The organism is Arthrobacter sp. N199823, assembly GCF_002929705.1.
Taxonomy (GTDB): domain Bacteria; phylum Actinomycetota; class Actinomycetes; order Actinomycetales; family Micrococcaceae; genus Specibacter.
The window spans coordinates 16,181-36,693 of sequence record NZ_PJIN01000009.1 but is presented as its reverse complement, the minus strand read 5'-3'; the positions used below and the strand labels follow the sequence as shown (position 1 = coordinate 36,693).

Sequence of the window (20,513 nt, the reverse complement as noted above, 5' to 3'; positions counted from 1 at the left end):
CTTTTTTATCTGCCTTGGCTGAACCACCGGGAAATAGTTTACCCCATATTTTGAGGCTCTATAACCGATTTTGTTGTGATTGGCGTCTCACTCCCCGGCCGGCGTGAATTCCGGCCGGGGAACAAGCAGCTTTTACTGCTTTTTACTTCTTCTTGCTGCGCTTTTCGCGCACGCGCATGCTGACTTCAATGGGAGTTCCCTCGAAGCCGAAAGTCTCACGCAGGCGGCGGGTGATGAAGCGGCGGTAGCCTGCGTCAAGGAAGCCGGTGGTGAATAGCACGAACTTCGGCGGGCGGCTGGAAGCCTGGGTGCCGAAGAGGATGCGGGGCTGCTTGCCGCCACGGACGGGGTGCGGGTGCTCGGCAACCAATTCGCCCAAGAACGCGTTCAGACGGCCTGTGGGGATGCGGCGGTCCCAGTTTTCCAAGGCTAGGTCCAGTGCGGGCACCAGCTTGTCCTTGTGCCAACCGGTCTTAGCTGAGATGTTGACCCGAGGGGCCCAGCTGACGTGAGCCAGATCCTGATCAATTTCACGTTCCAGGTACTTGCGGCGCTCGTCGTCCATCAAGTCCCACTTGTTGAACGCCAGCACCAAGGCGCGGCCTGATTCGATGGCCAGCTGCAAGATGCGCACATCCTGCTCGCTGAGGATTTCATCAACAGCCAAGAGCACCACAGCAACTTCAGCCTTTTCCAAGGCAGTCTGGGTACGCAGTGAGGCGTAGAAGTCTGCACCCTGCTGCATGTGAACACGACGGCGGATACCCGCGGTATCCACGAAGCGCCAGGTACGCCCGCCGAGCTCGATCATTTCATCGACAGGATCACGCGTGGTGCCGGCCACGTTGTCAACAACAACGCGCTCGGAACCGGCCAGCTTGTTCAGCAGCGAGGACTTGCCCACGTTGGGGCGGCCAATCATGGCAACGCGGCGCGGGCCACCGGATCGTTCAAGACCGGACACGGCGGAGAACTCGGGGAGGGTGTCCATGACGTGGTCAAGCATGTCGGCAACACCACGGCCGTGCACGGCCGAAACCGGGAGCGGTTCGCCCAAGCCAAGGCCCCACAACATGGCGTTGTCAGCTTCCTGGACCAGGTCATCAATCTTGTTACCGACCAGGATGACAGGCTTCTTGGACTTGCGCAGCATGCGCACAATGGCCTCATCGGAGGCGGTGATGCCCACGATAGCGTCTACGACGAGCAGCACGGCGTCAGCCATTTCCACAGCAATTTCGGCCTGCTCGGCAACACGCAGGTCCAGACCGCGGGCGTCGCGTTCCCAACCACCGGTGTCTACCAGGGTGAAGTTACGGCCATTCCAGGTGGCGTCGTACTGGACGCGGTCGCGGGTGACACCGGGGGTGTCCTCAACAACGGCCTCGCGGCGCCCCAAGATGCGGTTAACCAGGGTGGACTTGCCCACGTTGGGGCGTCCCACAATGGCCAGTACCGGGTTCTGGCGGTAGGGGTCGTAGCTCTCGCCGTCGTCGAACTCGCCTGAAAGCAGTGCGGCGTCGGCGTCGTCAAGTTCGTAGCTTGCGAGGCCAGCGAGCAGGCCAGCCGCGCGGGCATCAGCGTCCTCGTCAGAGATGGCCGCCAATTTCTCGGCGATTTGGTCGGTACCCGTGGGTACGAATTCCGGGTGACCAAACTCACCGTCACCGTAGGGTGCGGATGACTTGGGGTCGCTCATGATTGCTGTCCTTTATGCTTTGAAGATAGGTGATCATCCGCAGGCAAATCCTGCCCTGTTGCGGCTTGCGATGCGGCAATGTGTGCCGCCAGCCGCAGGCGGATTTGTTCGGTTGCTCTGTCCATTGAAACACGGCCGGAAACTCCCGGCTCACGCGTGATTGTCAATGGTTCCCCAAACACTACGTGCAGTGTGCGCCGTGGTGTTGGAATTTTATCGCGATGTTCCCCGCTGTGTCTTGTTCCCAAGACCGCAACAGGGACGACGACGGCTGCTGAGTTAAGTGCCAGCCAGGCCACGCCGCTGTTCATACTGGCGGCATCCCCGGTCCCCCGGGTGCCTTCAGGAAGAATCCCAATGCAGTCTCCTCGATCGAGGACTGCCTTGGAGTACTGCAATGCCGCCCGGTCGCCCTCCCGGTTGACGGGAATCTGCCCGGAAGCAAACAACACCGCGCCGAGGAGGCCCTGAAACATGTTGTGGCGGACCAAAACATGCATGTATCTGCTGCTGGCCCCCACCATGACAGGCCCGTCAAGGTAGCTCAAGTGGTTTGCGGCAAAAACTATGGCACCCTGAGCCGGGATATTTTCTCGTCCCAGAACCTTGGTTTTGTACACCACGTGGTCTAGGAAACGTCCCACCGGACGGCTCCATAGAGTTTTCCACCGCGGCGGCGGCTCCGTCAATACCCGCAGCGGCCGTTCGCCGCGGCTCATGCAGCGGGGCCGGCGTTTACTGCTTGGCGAACCACGGCAATGACGGCCTCAATGGTCTCTTCGAAACCAAGATCTGAAGAGTCCACGGTGTAAACACCGTCAGCTGCACGCTGGAACTCAACCACTGTTGCATCCTTCGCATCGCGAGCCAAAACCTGCTCCTGAAGTTGCGCAGCAGTCTGGGTGCCGCCAAGCTGCAGGCCTCGACGGCGCAGGCGAGCTTCCTCGCTGGCCGTCAGGATCAGGCGTGCCTCAGCATTGGGGGCCACCACAGTGGTGATGTCCCGGCCTTCCACCACAATGCGGTGGCCATGTTCGGCAATGATGGCCTGCTGGCGGCGCACCAGTGCTGCCCTAGCGCCCAAGTTGGTGGCGACAGAGCTGACCGAAGCAGAGATTTTCGGATCTCGGATGGCGTCGGTGACATTGATGCCGTTGACCTTGAAGAACTCGATTTCCGGGACCATGCTTTGCTCCAGCTTGATGGTGCGCGCTGCCGCCTCAACGGCTCCGGCATCGTCCAAGCTGATCAAGGCGTTCAGGCAATGCCAGGCCACGCTGCGGTACATGGCACCGGTGTCCAGGAAGGCCAAGCCCAGGCGCTGAGCCACTGCCTTGCTGACACTTGACTTGCCGGAACCGGAGGGTCCGTCAACAGCAATCACCAAGGGCTTGCCAAGACGGATCTGCTGCACCGTTACATCTGCGTTGTTCATTGAATAACCTTCCACCCGCGTGCCGTCAATTCCTCCACCAATGCCACCCTGCGTGCGGGCAGCACCGAAAGTTCCACCATGCCCACTTGCACGCCAGCCGAATGGTCAAGGCGCAAGTCTTCAAGGTTGACGCCAATCTCACCGATCTCGGTCAGCAGCTTGGCGATCTGTCCGGGCTTGTCATCCACAAGGACTGTCAGCCAGGAGTACTGCTGTGCCGGGCCACCGTGCTTGCCGGGAATTCGGCTCTGCCCGGCGTTGCCTTCGGCCATGAGCTGAGCCAAATCCAAACGCGCGCCGGGTGCCGTGGGGGCACTGAGCGTGTTGATCAACCTGTCAAGGTCGGTCCGCACACCCTGCATGATCTCCAAGAGCTTGGGGGCGTTAGCACCCAAAATCTGTACCCACAGCGAGGGGTCACTGGCGGCAATCCGGGTCACGTCGCGAAGCCCGTTGCCCGCAAGGGACAGTGCATGCGACGGCGTTTCGGCCAGCCGGCTCGCCACCAGCGAGGACATGAGCTGCGGCAGGTGCGAGACCAAAGCCACGGCGCCGTCGTGCTCGTCAGGAGTGAAACGGAACACCACAGCGTCCAGATCAATGGCCAGCGAATGCGCCACCTTGATGGCGTGCGCGCTGCTCGCCTCTGACGGGCACAGCACCCACGGCATCGAATTGAACAGCTCACCGCGGGCCGCCACTGGACCCGACCGTTCGCGCCCGGCCATGGGGTGAGTACCCACATAGCGGGCAAGGGCGGCCGCATCCATGCCTTGCTGGCTTTGAAGTTCGGCCAGCACGGCACCCTTCACACTGGCAATATCAACCACGACGGCGGAGCCGTAGCGCAGGAGCGCGGCTGCCACAACGGTGGCCGTGACGTCCGGCGGAGCTGCCACAACAACCAGTTGCGGCGCCAGGTTTTCGGCAGGGTCAAAGGCGCGCCCGGCGCCAATGTCCACGGCCACAGCCTGTGCCGACGGCGAGGGGTCACTCAGGACCACATCAATGCCGCGAGCCCGCAGCCCCAAACCAATGCTGGCCCCTAGCAGTCCACTGCCAAGAACCAGCACGGGTCCGCTCAAGTGCGAAGGATTCATCCGTTGCTTACATCCCCACGTCGGAAAGCAAGTAGCCAACCTCGTGACGTCCCAGGACGCGTACGCTGCCCTGACGCTGATCGCCCAAGGCGATGGGGCCGAACTTGACGCGCACCAGGCGCTCCACCGGGTAACCGACAGAATCGAACATACGGCGAACAATACGGTTCTTACCGGAGTGCAAAACAACCTCAGCCAAGACGTGACCCGGAGTGGAGTCAACCAGACGGAAGGAGTCAACCTTCTGCCAGCCATCCTCAAGTTCCACGCCGTCCTTGAGCTGGGCGCCAACGCCGTGAGCCATGGGGCCCTTGACCTGAACAAGGTAGGTCTTGGGGATCTCGTATTTGGGGTGGGTCAAGCGGTTGGCCAGCTCACCGTCGTTGGTCAAGAGCAAAAGGCCCTCGGTGCCGGTATCCAAACGGCCAACGTGGAACAGGCGCTCTGCTGTCTGGCGCTTCTTCAAGAAGTCGCTGATGCAGGGGCGGCCTTCGGGGTCATCCATGGTGGAAACAACGCCCTTGGGCTTGTTGAAGACCATGTAAACCAAGGCATCGTTGGTCTGAATGGTCATGCCATCAACAGAGATTTCTACTGTGGCCGCATCAACGCGAAGACCCAGCTGGTTAACTGTGACGCCGTCAACCTGAACGCGACCTTCCAGGATCATGTCCTCGCACAGGCGGCGAGATGCCACGCCCGCCATGGCCATGACCTTCTGCAGGCGCACGCCCTCTGCGTTGTGAATGTCAATGTCATCGGTGGTCCGTGTTGGGCGACGGTTCTGCTCGGTGGGCCGGTTCTTCGACGGGCCAACGGTGCGGCCGTACTGCTCGTTCTTGAACGGACGGGCGCCGGACTGGCTCGGCTTGCGGGCACCGGGCTTGGACTTGCTGGAAGATGCCTTGGGGCCGCCGAAGTTGTAACCGCCGTCGCTGGCCGCTTTGGCCCTGTCGGCGTTGTAACCTGCCGCGCGCAAAGCGCCCGGCTTGAGGCCGTCAGAGGAACCCGACTTGGATCCACCCCTGTGGCCGTCGGACTTGGAGCCGCCCTTGTAGCCGTCGGACTTGGAGCCGCCCTTGTAGCCGTCGGACTTGGAGCCGCCCTTGTAGCCGTCGGACTTGGGTGCGCCAGAGCGCGGCTTACCGCCACGCGGTTGGTACTGTCCGGAAGAGTTCCCGGAGCGGGGTGACGGTGTCATAAAATAATCCTTAAAGTGCTAAATGTTGTGGTCATGCTAAAAGTGTGAATCATCGAAATCCTGAAGGTTTTCCAGACCGGGCAGGTGCGGTGCAATTTGCGGCAACTCGTCCACGCTCCCCATCCCAAGCCGTTCCAAAAAGTACGCCGTGGTGCGGTACAGGAAAGCCCCGGACACCGGATCGGTGCCCACTTCCTCAATCAACCCGCGCTGCGCAAGCGTCCTGACAACAGAGTCCACGTTCACGCCACGAATGGCGGAGACACGGGCTCGAGAGACCGGCTGGCGGTAAGCAATCACCGCTAGAGTCTCCAAGGCTGCCTGCGTGAGCCGGGCCGTTTGGCCGTCCACAACAAACGCGGACACGATCTCGGCGTACGCGGGACGTGAATAAACACGCCAACCACCGGCAAGTTGCCGGAGTTCAAAGCCGCGAACCGGTACGGTGTCACCCTTTCCAGTATAGCCGTCGTACTCCCTTGCGAGTTCGTGTAATAGCTCACGTATGGTAACGGCGGGCAATCCCACCACGGAAGCCAATTGCTCTTCCGTCACCGGTTCATCCACCACCATTAAGACGGCTTCCAGGGCTGCACGAACGCTGTCCCTAGAGTCAAGGAGCCCAGAGCTGTCAGGATCAGCGGACGGGGAGCTTTCCGGAAGGCCTTCTTCGGGGCTCTCCGAATGTCGCTTCTGATGACCGGCGGTGTTCTCAGACATCTCAGACATGGTGAACCTCACTCTGCGAAGCAACGTCACTAGGGTGCGCTTGTGCTGCCTCCGTTGGTGTGGCCGGCACAACGCCGGCGCTCCAGTGCACGCGCAGCTCCCCCAACGGCTCCGGTTGGTCGAAGGAAATCATCTGGTCCCGAAACAATTCCAGCAGGGCCAGGAATCTGGCAATGACCATCATGGAAGAGTCGGCATCGGCGCTCAGCACGGCAAAGGTCAGCGGCTTTCCCACCCAGTCCGATGCGCCCGGCTCGCCCTTTTCGGGCATACCTGCTGTGAGCAGGGCGGTGATAATGGCGGCTTGTTCCCTGACGCTGACGGCTTGCACGTGAAGATGTGTCAGGGCCACAGTGGTGCTGGGAGCTTCCTTGGGTTCCAGTGCTCTGGCTGCCAGTGCGGCAAATTGTTGGGGCGTGTGCCGCCAGAGAAGTTCGGGCAGTAGCGCGGCAAAGTGCGGCTCAAGGCCTGCCTGGCGGGGAAAACGCCGGGCTTCGCGATCAAGTTCACCACCCATGAGGGTGGCCACTTCCTTGAAGGCCTTGTATTGCAAAAGCCGTGCGAACAAGAGATCACGGGCCTCCAAAAGGGCCAGATCGTCGTCGTTCTCCACCTCACCGGCGGGCAGCAGCCGGGCAGCCTTCAGGTCCAGCAACGTGGCGGCCAGCACCAGAAATTCGCTGGCTTCATCCAGTGCCCAGTCTTGCCCGAGATCCTGCAGAGCCTTCAAGTAGCTGATGAATTCATCCGTAACAGTGGCGATTGCCACATCGGTGATGTCCATCTCATGTTTGGAAATGAGCCCCAAAAGCAGATCAAAAGGGCCTGTGAAGTTCGCAAGGCGCACTTCAAAGCGCCTCGGAGACGTTGACTCGGGGCCGTTCGACGCCGTCGCCGATGTCCCTGAAGCCTGTGCAGCCACTGGGTCTTCTAAGGGTGTTTCTGCCGCGATCCCCGCGACGAATGTTGATGAACTCAAGTTAGGGCGAGCCGCCTCGGGCGATCAGTTCCTTGGCCAACCGGCGGTACGACTCAGCGCCCTGATGGTTGCTCGCATAGGAGGTGATGGGCTCGGCCGCCACGGAGGCGTCGGCGAACTTAATGGTGCGCTTGATGACGGTTTCGAAGACCTTGTCACCAAAGGCTTCCACCAGACGGGCCAGAACTTCGCGCCCGTGGAGGGTGCGGGCGTCATACATGGTGGCCAACACGCCGTCGACCTGCAGGCCCGGGTTCAAGCGATCCTGCACCTTATCGATGGTCTCTACCAAGAGCGCCACTGCGCGCAGGGCAAAGAACTCGCAAATCAAGGGGATGATGACGCCGTGAGCGGCGGTCAAAGCATTGACGGTCAGCAGACCCAAGGACGGCTGGCAGTCAATGAGGACAACGTCGTAGTCGTCTTCAACCTTACGCAAGGCACTGGCTAAAACCTGCTCGCGAGCCACCTCATTGACGAGCTGAACTTCAGCAGCCGAGAGGTCAATGTTGGCCGGGAGAATGTCAATGTTCTCCACATCGGTGTGAATGATGGCGTCGCGGATATCCACCTTGCGGTCCATCAACACGTTGTACACGGTGACGTCGAGCTCGTGGGGGTTGGTGCCGAAACCAGCGGAAAGGGCGCCCTGCGGATCAAAGTCCACTAGCAGCACCTTGCGCCCGGCTTCCGCCAAGGCAGCACCCAAGTTAATGGTGGAGGTGGTCTTTCCGACCCCGCCCTTTTGGTTGACCATCGCGATAATGCGGGCCGGGCCATGAGAAACAAGAACCGGAGGTTCGGGGAATTCCGTCAGGGGACGCCCAGTAGGGCCCAGTACATCCTCGCCGGCAAGTGCCGTTGCACCCTGCTCGTTGCTCACCTGTCAGTCCACACTTTCGCTGCTTAATAATTCTGCGCTACCAGTGACAAGGTTACCGGTTGACGGGTACATGTTTTGAACATTTGCCCCGTATAGCTTTTGAGCCTTGACCCTCAAGCTGAAGTTGAATGTTGCTAGAAGTCTATACTTCGAAGGTGATGAGCAAAAGAACCAGCCCCACCGGCAACACCTCCAAACCCAGTCCAATGGCACAGCGTAAAGACGTGGTCCGGGCCGAGAAGCTCCAGGCGGGCTACGCGGGCGAGGCCGTTTGCGGCGTGGTTAGCTTCAGCCTCCACTCAGCGCAGGCACTGGCCTTGGTGGGACCCAACGGTGCCGGCAAGTCAACCGTAGTCAAGACGTTGGTGGGCCAGCTTGAACCAGTCTCGGGCACCACGCTGATCAACGGCGCCGAGGTCGATGACAGGACCTTGGACTTCCGCCGGGAAGTAGCAGTGGTCTTTGACGATGACGCATTTTTCCCCTCCCTCACGGTTGAGGAGCATCTGGCCATTGTCTCGGCCGGCCACGGTGTGGACGATGTGGAGGCTGTCATTGCTGACGAACTGGAATTCTTCGGTCTCTCGGCACTGGCCAAGTCCCGCCCCTATAACCTCTCCTCGGGCCAGCGGCGCCGCATGCTTCTCGCGGCAGCCTTTGTCCGTCCCCGCTCTTTGCTAGTTTTGGATGAACCCGAGCAGCGCCTGGACACGGCCATGCGGCATAAGCTGGCCACCCGGCTGCGCGCCGAGGTGGATGCCGGGCTGGCGTTGCTGGTAGTCACCCACGATCCGGATTTCCTCTCCACTGTGGCCACCAAAGCCATCTTCATTTCCGACACCATCCACGCCATGACTCCCACGCAGGCCGCGACGGCGATCGCCTCAGAGAACCCGCACGCGGACTAAGCCCATGACCACCACAACCACAGAGCGCTTGAGCGCCAAAGAAATCCGCAATTACACGTTCAAGGCCGGGCTCAGCCGGACCGAGGGCGGGCTCATGGAACTTGTCTCCGAGGTGTATACCTCCATCTTGGGCGGGTTGACGCTGCTCACCATGGCCGGGGCCCTCATCGTGGCCCTGCGCCACAGCTTGGGCGTGGGCAACGAATCTGCGCTGCTGGCCACTGCCGTGGCCCCGGGGTTCCATTCCGTCACCTTGCTGCAGGCAAGCGCCACGGTGCTGCTGACTCTGGCAGCCGGGCTCTTGTCCTTGGAGATGACCATGGGTCCTGTGGCCATGACGCTTCCGCAGACCGCCTGGTGGCTGGGACTCCCGGTCCGCCGCCGCGGGTTCATCCAGCCCGGCTTCCTGAAGTCCATGCTCTGGCCCACCATTGCGGCCGTCATTGTGGTGCTGCCACTGTCCTTGGGCATGGCATCCTCCCCCACGCCCGGGCGGTTAGCCTTGGCCGTACTCTGCGGCGCGGGCTTAGCCTGGCTCCTCTACGGCATCGCGTCGTGGTGTCAGATCACCGGCTCCGGCGCCTGGCTAAAGAAGGTCATGGGTGTCATTACCTTGCTGGCCCCACTAACGCTAGTGGCCACGGCCCTCTACAACAATGTGGCTGGTAGCCATGCCAGCACCGGCGCGCAGACCGCCTGGCTGAAGTATCTCCCCACGAGTTGGCCGCTCTTAGTGGCCGACGGGGCCACCTGGCCCCTGCTGATTGTGGCCCTTGCGCTGGGCTTGCTGACGCTCGTCTACGTCAACCTTGAACGGATTACGACGGCTGCGCTGAAGAAGAGTGCCGCGGCTGGCGCATATGCGGCGAGCTCTTTGCTATCGATGGATGCCACTGAATTGTCACGGTCACTGAGCACTGGACCTGCCACGGGCACCAGCAACGTGAGGCTGCCAATGATTTTCAAGCGTGGCACTGTCCATGCACGCAGCATCAAGACCCTTGCCAGTACGCATGCCACCATGGCTCTACGCTCCCCCAGCACACTGCTGCGGGTTCTGGTCCTGGCCGCCATTCCGGCGTCATTGGCGTCGGTGGAGTTCCTGGGCAATGCGATCTTGATTGCCGTGGCCCTGTACTTGTGTGCCCATTTTGCTGCGACTGCCTTGGGTGCCACCGCACGGTTCGCTAACGGTAATCCGGCGGTGGACACTCTCATGCCGCTGCCGGCAACCACCGTCCGACGGGTGCACTACGTGGTCCCTGCCGTGGCCATGACGATATGGGCACCGGTCTGCTTTGGCCTATTGCTGGCCCTAGGAGTGGGCTCACCCCCCTTACTGATTCTTGCCATCCTTGCCGGCCCGGGGCTGGGCGCAGCCACATTGCGTGCCGGGTTTAAACCGGCCCCGGATTGGAACATGCCAGCCGTTGCCTCCCCTACGGGCCCCATCCCCACAGGTGCCATCAAATCATTCTTGAGTGGTCCTGACCTGAGTCTCATTGTGTTGCTGCCGGTATTGATTTGCCTGATCTCGGGCGGCGTGCCCTCCATTGCCTTCCCCATTCAGCTGACGCTGACCTGGCTGGCTTTTTTGTGGGGCACTCACGTGCGCAAGCCCAAATCCGCCAAGCAAGCTGGCGGCTTGTTCGGCACTCCCCCGGCAACTGCTCGCCAGTAGGAGCCAGTAGCAGGGGGAACTGGCCGTTTATGTGTCCCGACCCACACCGTCTACTATTGCTGAGGCGTGCCTTGCGCCGCCAGAGTGCCACGCAGCGTCGCGCGGCACCGCTACAGACGACCAGAGGACCACCATGAAGCTGCTGAAATCGATCCCACTACTTGGCTGGATTGTCCTAGCCATTGTCTTGGGTATCCTGATCGGCCCCGTTATGCCTGCATGGCTCGGCGGGGTATTCCTGACCTACAACTCAATCTTCTCCGGGTTCCTGAGCTTCATTGTGCCGCTCATTATTTTGGGCCTCGTGATGCCGGCCATCGCTGAACTGGGCAAGGGTGCGGGGAAGTGGCTCGGCGTCACTGCGCTGATCGCCTATGGTTCCACCATCCTGGCCGGGCTCCTTGCTTACTTTGTGAGCCGGTGGCTCTTCACCGCTTCATTGTCCGGCGGCGGACTGGCAGAGATTGGCGCGGGAAACGGTTCAGGATTCACCCCCTACCTGACGGTGGTCAGTAGCGCTGGAGAGTCAGCCACCGAGATCGTCCTTCCGCCGGTGATCGGCGTCATGAGCGCCTTGGTGCTCGCGTTTGTGATCGGCATTGGCCTGACAGCATTCAAGTCCAAGGTGCTGTTCCGTGGAGCCATCGAGTTCCGCACCATTATTGAAGCCGTGATCCGGCGCATTATTGTTCCAGCGCTTCCGCTGTTCATCTTCGGTATCTTCATGGACCTCTCAGCCAGTGGATCGGCCGTTACTGTTGTCACGAAGTTCCTGCTGGTAGCCGTGGTCTCCTTCGCCCTGACATTCGTTGTCCTGATCGCCCAGTATTCCATTGCCGGCTCCATGTCCGGCCTGAATCCGTTCAAGGCTCTGTGGAACATGCGCGATGCGTACTTCACCGCGCTGGGCACCTCTTCCTCGGCGGCCACTATTCCGGTAACGCTTGCTTCAACAAAAAAGAACGGCGTCTCCGATTCTGTCGCCGGATTCGTGATTCCGTTGTGCGCCACCATTCACTTGTCCGGCTCCATGGTCAAGATCACCTGCTTCTCCATCGCCGTGCTGCTGCTCACCGGCGGCGACGTATCCTTCAGCGCATACCTGCCCTTCATTTTGATGCTCGGCGTCATGATGATCGCCGCACCCGGGGTTCCAGGCGGAGCCATCGCTGCAGCCGCAGGCCTGCTCGCTCAGATGCTCGGCTTCGGCGAGGTGGAGGTTGGGCTCATGTTCGCGGCCTACATCGCATTGGACAGCTTCGGCACTGCCACCAACGTGACCGGTGACGGTGCTATTGCACTGATCATGAACAAGCTCACCCGCGGTCACCTTGGCACGCAGGCACAGGACCCCTCCGACGAGGACGTGGAAGCTGCCCAAGGCAGCGAAAACGCTGCCCACACGCTGGCCCAGTAAAACCCGAGGGTTTGTCCACAAAAAAGCTCCGGTAGCGCTGATTTGATTCAGCACTACCGGAGCTTTTTTATTGCCGTTGTTCAGCGAGCGGGTCTCCGCAGGCCTGCCACGCTTTAGCTGGGACGCAAAACCGGCATGAGCGCATCGATCACCGAGGAATCCTCGATGGTGGAGGGGACCACGTAATCGACACCATCGGCAATTTGCCGCATAGTCTTGCGCAGGATCTTTCCGGAGCGGGTCTTGGGCAACGCCTCCACCACTACTGCAGACTTGAAATCGGCCACGGGCCCAATTTCGCGCCGGACCAGTGCCACCAGTTCTTTTTGCAGGTCCTCTGGGGAAAGGCTCACTCCGGATTTGAGTACCACATAGCCAACGGCTTTTTGACCCTTGAGGACATCGGCAATACCAATGACGGCGCATTCGGCCACGGCCGGATGGGTGCCAATCACCTGCTCGATGGCTCCTGTGGAGAGCCGATGGCCGGCAACGTTGATGACATCATCGGTGCGGCCCATGACAAATACGTAACCGTCCTCATCTTGGTAGCCGGAATCGCCTGTGACGTAGAAGCCTTCAAACGCGCTCAAATAGGAATCAATGAAGCGCTGATCGTCATTCCACAGCGTGGGCAGTGTGCCAGGCGGTAGCGGCAGCCCCAGCACAATGTTGCCTTCCTCCCCCACAGCCACGTCCACTCCCATGCCATCCACGATCCGCAAATCGAATCCGGGCATCGGTACCGTGGGCGAGCCGGCCTTGAGCGGCAGCGGTTCCAGCCCTCGAGGATTACCCACTATGGGCCAGCCGGTCTCGGTCTGCCACCAGTGATCCACCACAGGCACCCCGAGCACCTTGCCGGCCCAATGATAGGTATCGCTATCCAGCCGCTCACCGGCAGTGAACAGCGTTTCCAGGCTGCCGACGTGGTACTTCTTCAGCAGTTCTGCTTCCGGATCCATCTTGCGAATGGCCCGCAACGCGGTAGGTGCGGTGAACAGCGCCTTGACCTTGTGCTGCTCAATGACGCGCCAGAACGCACCGGCATCGGGGGTGCCCACGGGCTTGCCCTCATACATGAGCGTGGTAGCCCCGGCCAGCAGCGGCCCGTAGACAATGTAGGAATGCCCCACCACCCAGCCAACGTCGGAGGCCGTCCACCAAACATCTCCGGGAGCAATGTTGTAGTGATTTTTCATGGTCCACAGAAGTGCGACGGCGTGCCCACCGTTATCGCGCACCACCCCCTTGGGCGCCCCGGTAGTGCCTGATGTGTAGAGGATGTAGAGCGGGTCACTCGCCTTGACCGGCACGGGTGCGGCGGGTTCGGCGGCTGCGAGGGCACTCTCCCAATCCACGGCGTTCAGGCCGAGGGCAGCGGGATCGGCGGCAAAGCCATCACGGTGCTTGATGACCACGGGAAGTTCCGGCACACCAGCTTTACCCAGGGCCTCATGAACCGTGGGCAGGTACTCCACCAGACGGTGGGGCTCCAAGCCACCCGAGGTGGTGACAACAACTGTTGGCGCGGCGTCCTGGATGCGCACGGCCAGCTCGCTGGCGGCAAATCCACCGAAGACCACCGAGTGAATGGCGCCCAGCCGTGCGGTGGCCAGCATGGCGATGGCAGCCTCGGGGATCATGGGCATGTAAATCAGCACCCTGTCCCCCTTGCCCACACCCTGAGCGCGGAGTACCCCAGCGAAGCGGGCCACTTGATCTGTCAGCTCCGCGTACGTGTAGACACGCTGAGTGCCGGTCATGGCGGAATCGTGAATCAGTGCTGGCAGATCGCCGCGCCCGGCCGCAATGTGCCGGTCCAGTGCGTTGTAGCAAGTGTTGAGCTCACCATCGGCAAACCAGCGGCCATGCGGAGGCTGCTCGCCGTTGTGAGCCTGCCGGGGCGCTACTGCCCAATCCACAGCTGTTGCTGCTTCTAGCCAGAACCCCTCGGGGTCACTGATGCTGCGCTGGTATTCGTCCCTATAGCTAACGGCGTCTAATGCCATGGTGCTGCTCCATCCACGTTGATGTGATGTGAGCCATGCTACCGTCCACCTTTGGGGCCTGACAACCATCTATGTATACATTCCTTGAACTATTAGGGAGATAATTAGGAAAATGCCCCCTGAATGCTGTTGCTTGTATACACAGAACGGGTATTGTGTTCTGTACGGCACAAGCGCTTAAGTAAGAAAGGGAGGGACCATGCGAGCTAGTGAACGTGCATACGCCACATTGCGCAGCGACATCATCAACTGGCGGCTGACTCCCGGCACGGTTCTGGGCGAGGTGGAGCTCTCCGCACGGTTGGGGGTATCCCGTACTCCTATACGTGAGGCCCTAGCCAAGCTGACAGCTGAAGGCCTCTCCGAGCCGCAAAGCGGGCGCGGGGTGGTGGTCAGTGAAATTTCCCTTGACCATCTGGATGAGTTGTTCGAACTCCGCACAGCCTTGGAGTGCCGGGCCGCCGAACTGGCGGCCCAGCGCTGCGATCCGGAGATTTTCGCCAACCTCCACCATCAGCTTCTCAATGCCGGAGAACTCATCACAGCCGAGGATCCCTCCCGTGCCGACTATTACCAGCTGGCAGGTGACTTGGACGCGGCGGTGGATGCCGCCGTCGGAAATCACTACCTCACCCAGGCCCTGAAGAATCTGAGGGTGCATCTGGTCAGGGTCCGCCGTCTGGCTAAAGACAATCCGGTCCGGCTGCGCGATGCGGCCAGGGAACACGCCGCTATTGCCCTCGCCATCGCCAACCGCAACCCCGTTGTGGCCAGCGCAGCAACCACAGTTCATCTCGACAACAGCCTGCGCCACCTCTTGAGCACCACCTCCTAAATCTTCCCCCATTTTCTAGAAGTAATTTTTGAAACACCCTGCGAAAGGAACACCATGACAGTCGATCACAATGTCCGCGTTTACAAGAGCGAAGAGAAGCTGGCCCGCGAGGACCAGTTGGCCCACAAGATCGCCACCGTGGCTGCTGACCCCGTGGCCGTGACCGCCGAGGTCACCGATATGATCATCAACCGTGTGATCGATAACGCCTCCGTGGCCATCGCCTCGCTGAACCGTAGCCCCATTGTTGCGGCCCGCGCCCAGGCACTGACCCACGCGCCCTCCACCGGCGGCACCGGCGCTTCCGTCTTCGGCATCACCGAGAAGGTTTCCCCCGAATGGGCGGCCTGGGCCAACGGCGTTGCTGTTCGCGAACTGGATTACCACGACACCTTCCTTGCTGCCGAGTACTCCCATCCCGGGGACAACATCCCGCCGATCCTGGCCGTTGCCCAGCACACCGGCGCCTCAGGCGCTGACTTGATCCGCGGCATCGCCACCGGATACGAGATTCAGGTTGACCTGGTCAAGGCCATTTGCCTGCACAAGCACAAGATTGACCATGTTGCTCACCTGGGCCCGTCGGCGGCTGCTGGCATTGGCACCCTGTTGAACCTTGAGGTGGAAACCATCTTCCAGGCCGTGGGTCAGGGCCTGCACACCACCACCGCAACCCGCCAGTCACGCAAGGGCGAGATCTCCACTTGGAAGGCACACGCCCCCGCCTTCGCCGGCAAGATGGCCGTCGAGGCAGCCGACCGTGCCATGCGCGGCCAGACTTCCCCGGTACCGATCTACGAGGGCGAAGACGGCGTCATCGCGTGGATGCTCGACGGCGCCGACGCCAGCTACACGGTACCCCTGCCGGCCGACGGCGAGGCCAAGCGGGCCATCATGGACACCTACACCAAGGAACACTCAGCCGAGTACCAGGCACAGGCCTGGATCGACTTGGCCCGCAAGCTCCACGGCGAGCACCCGGAAGCCACGGATCCGGCGAACGTTGCCAGTGTCCTGATCAAGACGAGCCACCACACCCACTATGTGATTGGTTCCGGCGCCAACGATCCTCAGAAGTACGATCCCACCGCATCACGGGAGACCCTTGACCACTCCATCCCCTACATTTTCACGGTGGCCCTGCAGGACGGCGCGTGGCACCACGTTGACTCCTACTCCCCCGAGCGAGCCGGCCGCCCCGACACGGTTGAACTGTGGCACAAGGTGACCACGGAAGAAGACGCCGAGTGGACGCGCCGCTACCACTCCCTGGACATCGCCGAAAAGGCTTTCGGTGGCACGGTGGTCATCACACTGAACGATGGGACTGTCATTGAAGACTCCATCGCTGTCGCCGACGCCCACCCGCTCGGTGCCCGGCCCTTTGCCCGTGAGCAGTACATCAACAAGTTCCGCACCCTAGCCACTGGCCTGGTCGAGGACGCCGAGATCGACCGCTTCATCGAGGCAGCCGAGAACCTGCCGAACCTGGCTGCAGGGGAACTGGACCAGCTCAACATCACCGCAGCTCCCGGCGTGATCGATTTGGCAGCTGCCCCCAAGGGACTGTTCTAACATGCTGTACGCCAAGAAGACTCCCGAACAGAAGCGCCGCGATCTGCGCGCCATGCTGGTCCCCGGCGCAGCAGTGCAGTTCCCCGGCTCCTTCAACCCGCTCTCGGCCCGCCTCATCGAGGAAAAGAAGTTCGACGGCGTGTACATCTCCGGCGCGGTCCTCGCCAATGATCTGGGATTGCCGGACATTGGCATGACCACGCTGACCGAGGTGGCCACGCGCGGCGGCCAGATTGCCCGCATGACGGATCTGCCGTGCCTGATCGACGCCGACACCGGTTTTGGTGAGCCCATGAACGTGGCCCGCACCATTCAGGAGTTGGAGAATGCCGGACTGGCTGGTTGCCACATTGAGGATCAGTTCAACCCGAAGCGTTGTGGCCACCTCGACGGTAAGAACATGGTGGATCTGGACACAGCCGTCAAGCGCATAGCAGCCGCAGCCGATGCCCGCCGCGACCCCAACTTCCTGATCATGGCTAGGACCGACATCCGCGCCGTCGAGGGCCTGGCTTCCGCCATTGACCGGGCCAAGGCCCTGGTGGATGCGGGCGCAGACGCCATCTTCCCCGAAGCCATGAAGTCCGTGGCCGAATTCGAAGCCGTCTGCAAAGCCGTCAACGTGCCCGTGCTGGCAAATATGACTGAATTTGGCAAAAGCGAACTCTTTACTCGTGACGCTTTGGCGGCGGCCGGGGTTGCCATGATCATCTACCCCGTGACGTTGTTACGTAGTGCTATGGGTGCGGCCGAGCGCGTGTTGGAGGCAATTGCGGCCGATGGCACGCAGGAAGCTGCCGTTCCAGACATGCTCACGCGCGCCAGACTCTACGATCTGGTTGACTATGAGGCGTATAACCAGTTTGATACGGGTATCTTCAATTTTCAGATTCCTAGCCTGGACATTGCCACCAATAACGCGAATCTCTAATCAACAACGTCGTTTGAAGAAGGAGTGCTCACTGTGAGTGAAGAAGAAGTACGCAAGGGTCTGGCCGGCGTCATTGCCGATTACACGGCGGTTTCAAAGGTCAACCCGGAGTCAAACTCGCTGTTGTACCGCGGCTACCCCGTACAGGAACTGGCCGCCCAGAAGTCCTTCGAGGAAGTAGCCCTGCTGCTCTGGAACGGGGACCTGCCTACTCCTACTGAACTGGCGGACTTTGAGGCGTTTGAGCGTGCAAACCGCGCCCTCGATGTGCGCGTCAAGACTGCTATTGATCTCTTGCCGCTGGATTGCCACCCCATGGATGTGGGCCGCACCGCCGTCTCGGTTCTGGGCGCGGCTCATCCGCAGGCCGAGGATTCCTCTCCGGAGGCGGAGCTAGCCAAAGCCAAGTCGCTCTTCGCGCAGTTCCCGGCCGTGGTCGCTTACGATCAGCGCCGCCGTCGTAATTTGGCATTGGTGGAACCACGCGCCGATCTGAACTACTCACAAAACTTCCTGTGGATGAGCTTTGGCGAAGAAGCCGCACCGGAAGTTGTGGATGCGTTCCGCGTCTCCATGGTGCTGTACGCCGAGCACTCCTTCAACGCCTCCACGTTCACGGCCCGAGTCATCACCTCAACCCTCTCGGATCTGCATTCTGCCGTCACTGGCGCCATTGGCGCACTGAAAGGTCCGCTACACGGCGGTGCCAACGAGGCCGTCATGCACACCTTTGACGAGATCGGCATCCGCAAGGAGGAATCCCGCGAGGAAGCCGCCGCCCGCGCCAAGGCCTGGATGGAGGACGCCCTGGCACAGAAGAAGAAGGTCATGGGCTTCGGCCACCGGGTATACAAGCACGGCGATTCCCGCGTACCCACCATGAAGGGTGCGCTAGATAAGATGATCGCGTACTTCGACAGGCCGGAGATGCTGGGCCTGTACGACGGTCTGGAGCAGGCCATGGACGAGGCCAAGGCCATCAAGCCGAACCTCGACTACCCTGCGGGGCCCACGTACCACCTGATGGGTTTTGACACGGATATGTTCACTCCCATCTTCATCGCCGCCCGGATCACCGGCTGGACGGCACACATCATGGAGCAACGCGCCGCCAACTCGCTGATCCGCCCGTTGAGCGCGTACAACGGCGTTGACGAACGCCACCTGGGGTAGGCCAGGCTCGCTGCTGGGCCGCTGTGAGCGTGCTCGCGATGAGAGCGGCGCAGGAACGGCTGGGGAACGACGGCGGGAGCTCACCTTTCATGGGAAAGGTGAGCTCCCGCCGTCGTCCCCTCCCCGCGAAACGCTCCATCACCTTTCGGGCATTTTCTTCCGACGCTTCCTCACCTTTTGGGGTCTACCCCACTAACGCTTCGTCACTTCTTGCCAGGTTGCGGGTACTGTGAGGAAATATACGTGTAGCCGCCATCAAGGAGCATCGTGGAAAAGTCATCACTGAAAGCGTTGGCCAGAGAACTACTGGCTTCGGCCAAGACTAAAAACAGCGGTCGCAGTGCCCGGACTGTCTATGGCGGGCATGAGAAGGTCCTGCGTCAGACGGTGGTAGCACTGACCGCGGGAAGCTCGCTGGATGAGCATGACAATCCCGGCGAGGCAACGGTGCAGGTCCTCAGCGGCAAACTGGTGTTGCAGGCTGGCGACGTGTCATGGGAAGGCTCCCCTGGCGACCACCTCGTGGTCCCGCTGGTCCGGCACTCTGTGAATGCACTGGAAGATTGCACCTTCTTGTTGACGGTAGCCAAGCCGTAGCGCTGGGGAACTCAGCTGCCGGACGCGTCAACCGGGAGCTGTCCACGCGGAGCCGTGTGGGAGCTGGAGGCGACGGTTTCGTTGTCGTGGTTCAGCACAACGCGCCAGTGGCCTCGCTCCCCTGCTAAGAACGCCGGCAGCCAGTGAACAGCGTCAGCCCACATCTGGGCATGGGGCAAGGCTGTGCTCGGATACCACCGCGGGGCGATCTCGGAGCTTTCTTGGGGCTCGCCGTCGAACTTTCGGCACAAGAATACGGTGGTGAACATATCCCAAGCGGGCTTGGCCGGGAACACGAACTCCACGGTCCCAGCGGGAACCAGATCCATGGGATGGATGGTGAGAGAGGTTTCCTCCGCCACTTCGCGGCAGATGGCCGCCACAATACTCTCGCCCGGTTCCACGTGCCCGCCGATCCCCACAACTTTTCCGGCACCCATACCGGTCTTTTTTAGTCCGAGCAGCACTTCTTGACCGTTGCTACCCTCACGGAGCAGGAAACACAGGGTTACATCGGCGGCAGTCATGATTCCAGCCTACCTGTCAGTGCTACGAGCCGGCCCCAGAAGCCAATCCCCTAAGCCGGTCTCAGAAGCGGTTCTAGTAGTCTGTCCGGTTTTCGTTGTTCCGCCACTGATCAAACGGATCCACGGCGTTGCCGGTGCTGGGGCTCGCCTTCGCCACCGGCATTAGCGCACCGTCATTTCCGGCGTCGAAGTACTCGTAGAAGAGCGCATCATCAAAGCCAGCAGCGGCCGCATCGTGGCGGTCTGCCGCGAAGTACACACGGCCGATCCTCGCCCACAACGCGGACGCCAGGCACATGGGACAGGGCTCGCAACTGGTGTAGAGCGTGGCTCCGGTCAATTCAAAGCTGCCCACACCCTGGCAAGCATTGCGAATGGCGCTCACTTCGGCGTGGGCGGTGGGATCCAAGGTGGCGGTGACCCGGTTCAGTCCCGCAAACTCCTGCCCGTCGGCCGTCACCACAATGGCGCCAAAGGGACCACCATTGTTGAGCACATTGTCTGTGGCAAGCTTGACGGCTTTGGCCAAATACTGTTCGGCCACAGGCTGATCGGGTCCTTGCGATGCTTCCATGAGGGCTGCTCCTTGTGTGCCGAATATGCAGAGGAACCGGACCATAACTGTTCCGGCCATGATGCGCCTGCCGAATATTTCTTGTGGTCAGGCGGCAGCCAACGGACTGTTGGGCCCGCTTAGCTTGAGACTAACAACCCCGTGCCCGCTGACCAAGTTGCGCGTGAACGGCGCGTCTGCTGCACCGCAGAATCACGGAATCAGAGCACGGACGTGCTAGCTCAGACCCATAGGACAGCGCGGCATGTACGCTCGGT

The 20,513-nt window shown here is 61.1% G+C and carries 19 protein-coding genes; 8 read left to right on the top strand and 11 right to left on the bottom strand.

Features of this window, described 5'->3' with window-relative positions; translation table 11 throughout:
* Positions 1-142: 142 nt before the first annotated feature.
* From der to CXQ93_RS16250, 8 genes are all read right to left on the bottom strand, one after another.
* The gene (gene der / locus CXQ93_RS16285) at positions 143-1,699 is read right to left on the bottom strand and encodes a ribosome biogenesis GTPase Der (protein WP_104111482.1); all 1,557 of its coding nucleotides are present in this window, start codon (positions 1,697-1,699) and stop codon (positions 143-145) included.
* Positions 1,696-2,418: a 1-acyl-sn-glycerol-3-phosphate acyltransferase gene (locus CXQ93_RS16280; RefSeq protein ID WP_104111481.1), complete on the bottom strand. Its 723-nt coding sequence runs from the start codon at positions 2,416-2,418 to the stop codon at positions 1,696-1,698. Before CXQ93_RS16280 ends, der begins: the two co-directional genes overlap by 4 nt.
* On the bottom strand, positions 2,415-3,134 hold the full coding sequence (gene cmk / locus CXQ93_RS16275) for a (d)CMP kinase (protein WP_104111480.1): 720 nt from the start codon (positions 3,132-3,134) through the stop codon (positions 2,415-2,417). Before cmk ends, CXQ93_RS16280 begins: the two co-directional genes overlap by 4 nt.
* A complete protein-coding gene (locus tag CXQ93_RS16270; protein ID WP_104111479.1) occupies positions 3,131-4,234 on the bottom strand; it encodes a prephenate dehydrogenase in 1,104 nt (367 codons plus the stop codon). The genes cmk and CXQ93_RS16270 overlap by 4 nt, the downstream gene beginning before the upstream one ends.
* A 7-nt stretch (positions 4,235-4,241) precedes the next feature.
* Positions 4,242-5,435 (bottom strand): pseudouridine synthase, encoded by a 1,194-nt coding sequence (locus CXQ93_RS16265; RefSeq protein WP_104111478.1) that lies wholly within the window; start codon positions 5,433-5,435, stop codon positions 4,242-4,244.
* A gap of 36 nt (positions 5,436-5,471) precedes the next feature.
* Positions 5,472-6,155, bottom strand: coding sequence for an SMC-Scp complex subunit ScpB (gene scpB, locus CXQ93_RS16260; protein WP_104111573.1), 684 nt, complete (start codon positions 6,153-6,155; stop codon positions 5,472-5,474).
* Position 6,156: 1 nt separating this feature from the next.
* Positions 6,157-7,011 carry a ScpA family protein gene (locus CXQ93_RS16255; protein WP_258069084.1) on the bottom strand — a complete coding sequence of 285 codons (855 nt, stop codon included), beginning with the start codon at positions 7,009-7,011 and terminating at the stop codon, positions 6,157-6,159.
* A 133-nt stretch (positions 7,012-7,144) separates the two neighbouring features.
* Positions 7,145-8,026, bottom strand: a complete 882-nt coding sequence (locus CXQ93_RS16250; protein WP_062290442.1) for a ParA family protein — start codon at positions 8,024-8,026, stop codon at positions 7,145-7,147.
* Between the two features lie 158 nt (positions 8,027-8,184).
* Here CXQ93_RS16250 and CXQ93_RS16245 point away from each other — a divergent pair, with 158 nt between their 5' ends.
* From CXQ93_RS16245 to CXQ93_RS16235, 3 genes are all read left to right on the top strand, one after another.
* Complete coding sequence (locus CXQ93_RS16245; protein ID WP_258069070.1) at positions 8,185-8,934, top strand: ABC transporter ATP-binding protein; 750 nt, start codon at positions 8,185-8,187, stop codon at positions 8,932-8,934.
* 4 nt (positions 8,935-8,938) lie between these two features.
* The gene (locus tag CXQ93_RS16240; protein WP_104111476.1) at positions 8,939-10,615 is read left to right on the top strand and encodes a DUF6297 family protein; all 1,677 of its coding nucleotides are present in this window, start codon (positions 8,939-8,941) and stop codon (positions 10,613-10,615) included.
* Between the two features lie 133 nt (positions 10,616-10,748).
* Entirely contained in the window at positions 10,749-12,032 is a 1,284-nt protein-coding gene (locus tag CXQ93_RS16235; RefSeq protein WP_104111475.1) for a dicarboxylate/amino acid:cation symporter, read from the top strand.
* 113 nt (positions 12,033-12,145) lie between these two features.
* Here the strand turns inward: CXQ93_RS16235 and CXQ93_RS16230 are convergent, their stop codons facing one another.
* Positions 12,146-14,044, bottom strand: coding sequence for an AMP-binding protein (locus CXQ93_RS16230; RefSeq protein ID WP_104111474.1), 1,899 nt, complete (start codon positions 14,042-14,044; stop codon positions 12,146-12,148).
* 199 nt (positions 14,045-14,243) lie between these two features.
* Here CXQ93_RS16230 and CXQ93_RS16225 point away from each other — a divergent pair, with 199 nt between their 5' ends.
* The 5 genes from CXQ93_RS16225 to CXQ93_RS16205 all read left to right on the top strand — a co-directional run bounded on the left by CXQ93_RS16225 (position 14,244) and on the right by CXQ93_RS16205 (position 19,155).
* Positions 14,244-14,879: a GntR family transcriptional regulator gene (locus CXQ93_RS16225; protein WP_104111473.1), complete on the top strand. Its 636-nt coding sequence runs from the start codon at positions 14,244-14,246 to the stop codon at positions 14,877-14,879.
* 54 nt (positions 14,880-14,933) lie between these two features.
* Positions 14,934-16,454: an MmgE/PrpD family protein gene (locus CXQ93_RS16220; protein WP_104111472.1), complete on the top strand. Its 1,521-nt coding sequence runs from the start codon at positions 14,934-14,936 to the stop codon at positions 16,452-16,454.
* A gap of 1 nt (position 16,455) precedes the next feature.
* Positions 16,456-17,385, top strand: coding sequence for a methylisocitrate lyase (prpB, locus tag CXQ93_RS16215; protein WP_104111471.1), 930 nt, complete (start codon positions 16,456-16,458; stop codon positions 17,383-17,385).
* 33 nt (positions 17,386-17,418) lie between these two features.
* Positions 17,419-18,558: a bifunctional 2-methylcitrate synthase/citrate synthase gene (locus tag CXQ93_RS16210; RefSeq protein WP_104111470.1), complete on the top strand. Its 1,140-nt coding sequence runs from the start codon at positions 17,419-17,421 to the stop codon at positions 18,556-18,558.
* Between the two features lie 267 nt (positions 18,559-18,825).
* The gene (locus CXQ93_RS16205; protein ID WP_181036190.1) at positions 18,826-19,155 is read left to right on the top strand and encodes a cupin domain-containing protein; all 330 of its coding nucleotides are present in this window, start codon (positions 18,826-18,828) and stop codon (positions 19,153-19,155) included.
* 11 nt (positions 19,156-19,166) lie between these two features.
* Here the strand turns inward: CXQ93_RS16205 and CXQ93_RS16200 are convergent, their stop codons facing one another.
* Together CXQ93_RS16200 and CXQ93_RS16195 are read right to left on the bottom strand one after the other, a co-directional pair.
* On the bottom strand, positions 19,167-19,682 hold the full coding sequence (locus CXQ93_RS16200; RefSeq protein ID WP_104111468.1) for an 8-oxo-dGTP diphosphatase: 516 nt from the start codon (positions 19,680-19,682) through the stop codon (positions 19,167-19,169).
* 73 nt (positions 19,683-19,755) lie between these two features.
* On the bottom strand, positions 19,756-20,256 hold the full coding sequence (locus CXQ93_RS16195) for a nucleoside deaminase (RefSeq protein ID WP_104111467.1): 501 nt from the start codon (positions 20,254-20,256) through the stop codon (positions 19,756-19,758).
* Positions 20,257-20,513: the final 257 nt, after the last annotated feature.

Bases quoted from the DNA above. Each gene is read 5' to 3' on its own strand.
- CXQ93_RS16230 (WP_104111474.1), bottom strand. From the start codon at position 14,044: ATGGCATTAGACGCCGTTAGCTATAGGGACGAATACCAGCGCAGCATC.
- CXQ93_RS16245 (WP_258069070.1), top strand. From the start codon at position 8,185: ATGAGCAAAAGAACCAGCCCCACCGGCAACACCTCCAAACCCAGTCCA.
- CXQ93_RS16240 (WP_104111476.1), top strand. From the start codon at position 8,939: ATGACCACCACAACCACAGAGCGCTTGAGCGCCAAAGAAATCCGCAAT.
- CXQ93_RS16200 (WP_104111468.1), bottom strand. From the start codon at position 19,682: ATGACTGCCGCCGATGTAACCCTGTGTTTCCTGCTCCGTGAGGGTAGC.
- CXQ93_RS16225 (WP_104111473.1), top strand. From the start codon at position 14,244: ATGCGAGCTAGTGAACGTGCATACGCCACATTGCGCAGCGACATCATC.
- CXQ93_RS16265 (WP_104111478.1), bottom strand. From the start codon at position 5,435: ATGACACCGTCACCCCGCTCCGGGAACTCTTCCGGACAGTACCAACCG.
- scpB (WP_104111573.1), bottom strand. From the start codon at position 6,155: ATGTCTGAGAACACCGCCGGTCATCAGAAGCGACATTCGGAGAGCCCC.
- CXQ93_RS16280 (WP_104111481.1), bottom strand. From the start codon at position 2,418: ATGAGCCGCGGCGAACGGCCGCTGCGGGTATTGACGGAGCCGCCGCCG.
- CXQ93_RS16220 (WP_104111472.1), top strand. From the start codon at position 14,934: ATGACAGTCGATCACAATGTCCGCGTTTACAAGAGCGAAGAGAAGCTG.
- prpB (WP_104111471.1), top strand. From the start codon at position 16,456: ATGCTGTACGCCAAGAAGACTCCCGAACAGAAGCGCCGCGATCTGCGC.
- der (WP_104111482.1), bottom strand. From the start codon at position 1,699: ATGAGCGACCCCAAGTCATCCGCACCCTACGGTGACGGTGAGTTTGGT.
- CXQ93_RS16270 (WP_104111479.1), bottom strand. From the start codon at position 4,234: ATGAATCCTTCGCACTTGAGCGGACCCGTGCTGGTTCTTGGCAGTGGA.
- CXQ93_RS16235 (WP_104111475.1), top strand. From the start codon at position 10,749: ATGAAGCTGCTGAAATCGATCCCACTACTTGGCTGGATTGTCCTAGCC.
- CXQ93_RS16195 (WP_104111467.1), bottom strand. From the start codon at position 20,256: ATGGAAGCATCGCAAGGACCCGATCAGCCTGTGGCCGAACAGTATTTG.
- cmk (WP_104111480.1), bottom strand. From the start codon at position 3,134: ATGAACAACGCAGATGTAACGGTGCAGCAGATCCGTCTTGGCAAGCCC.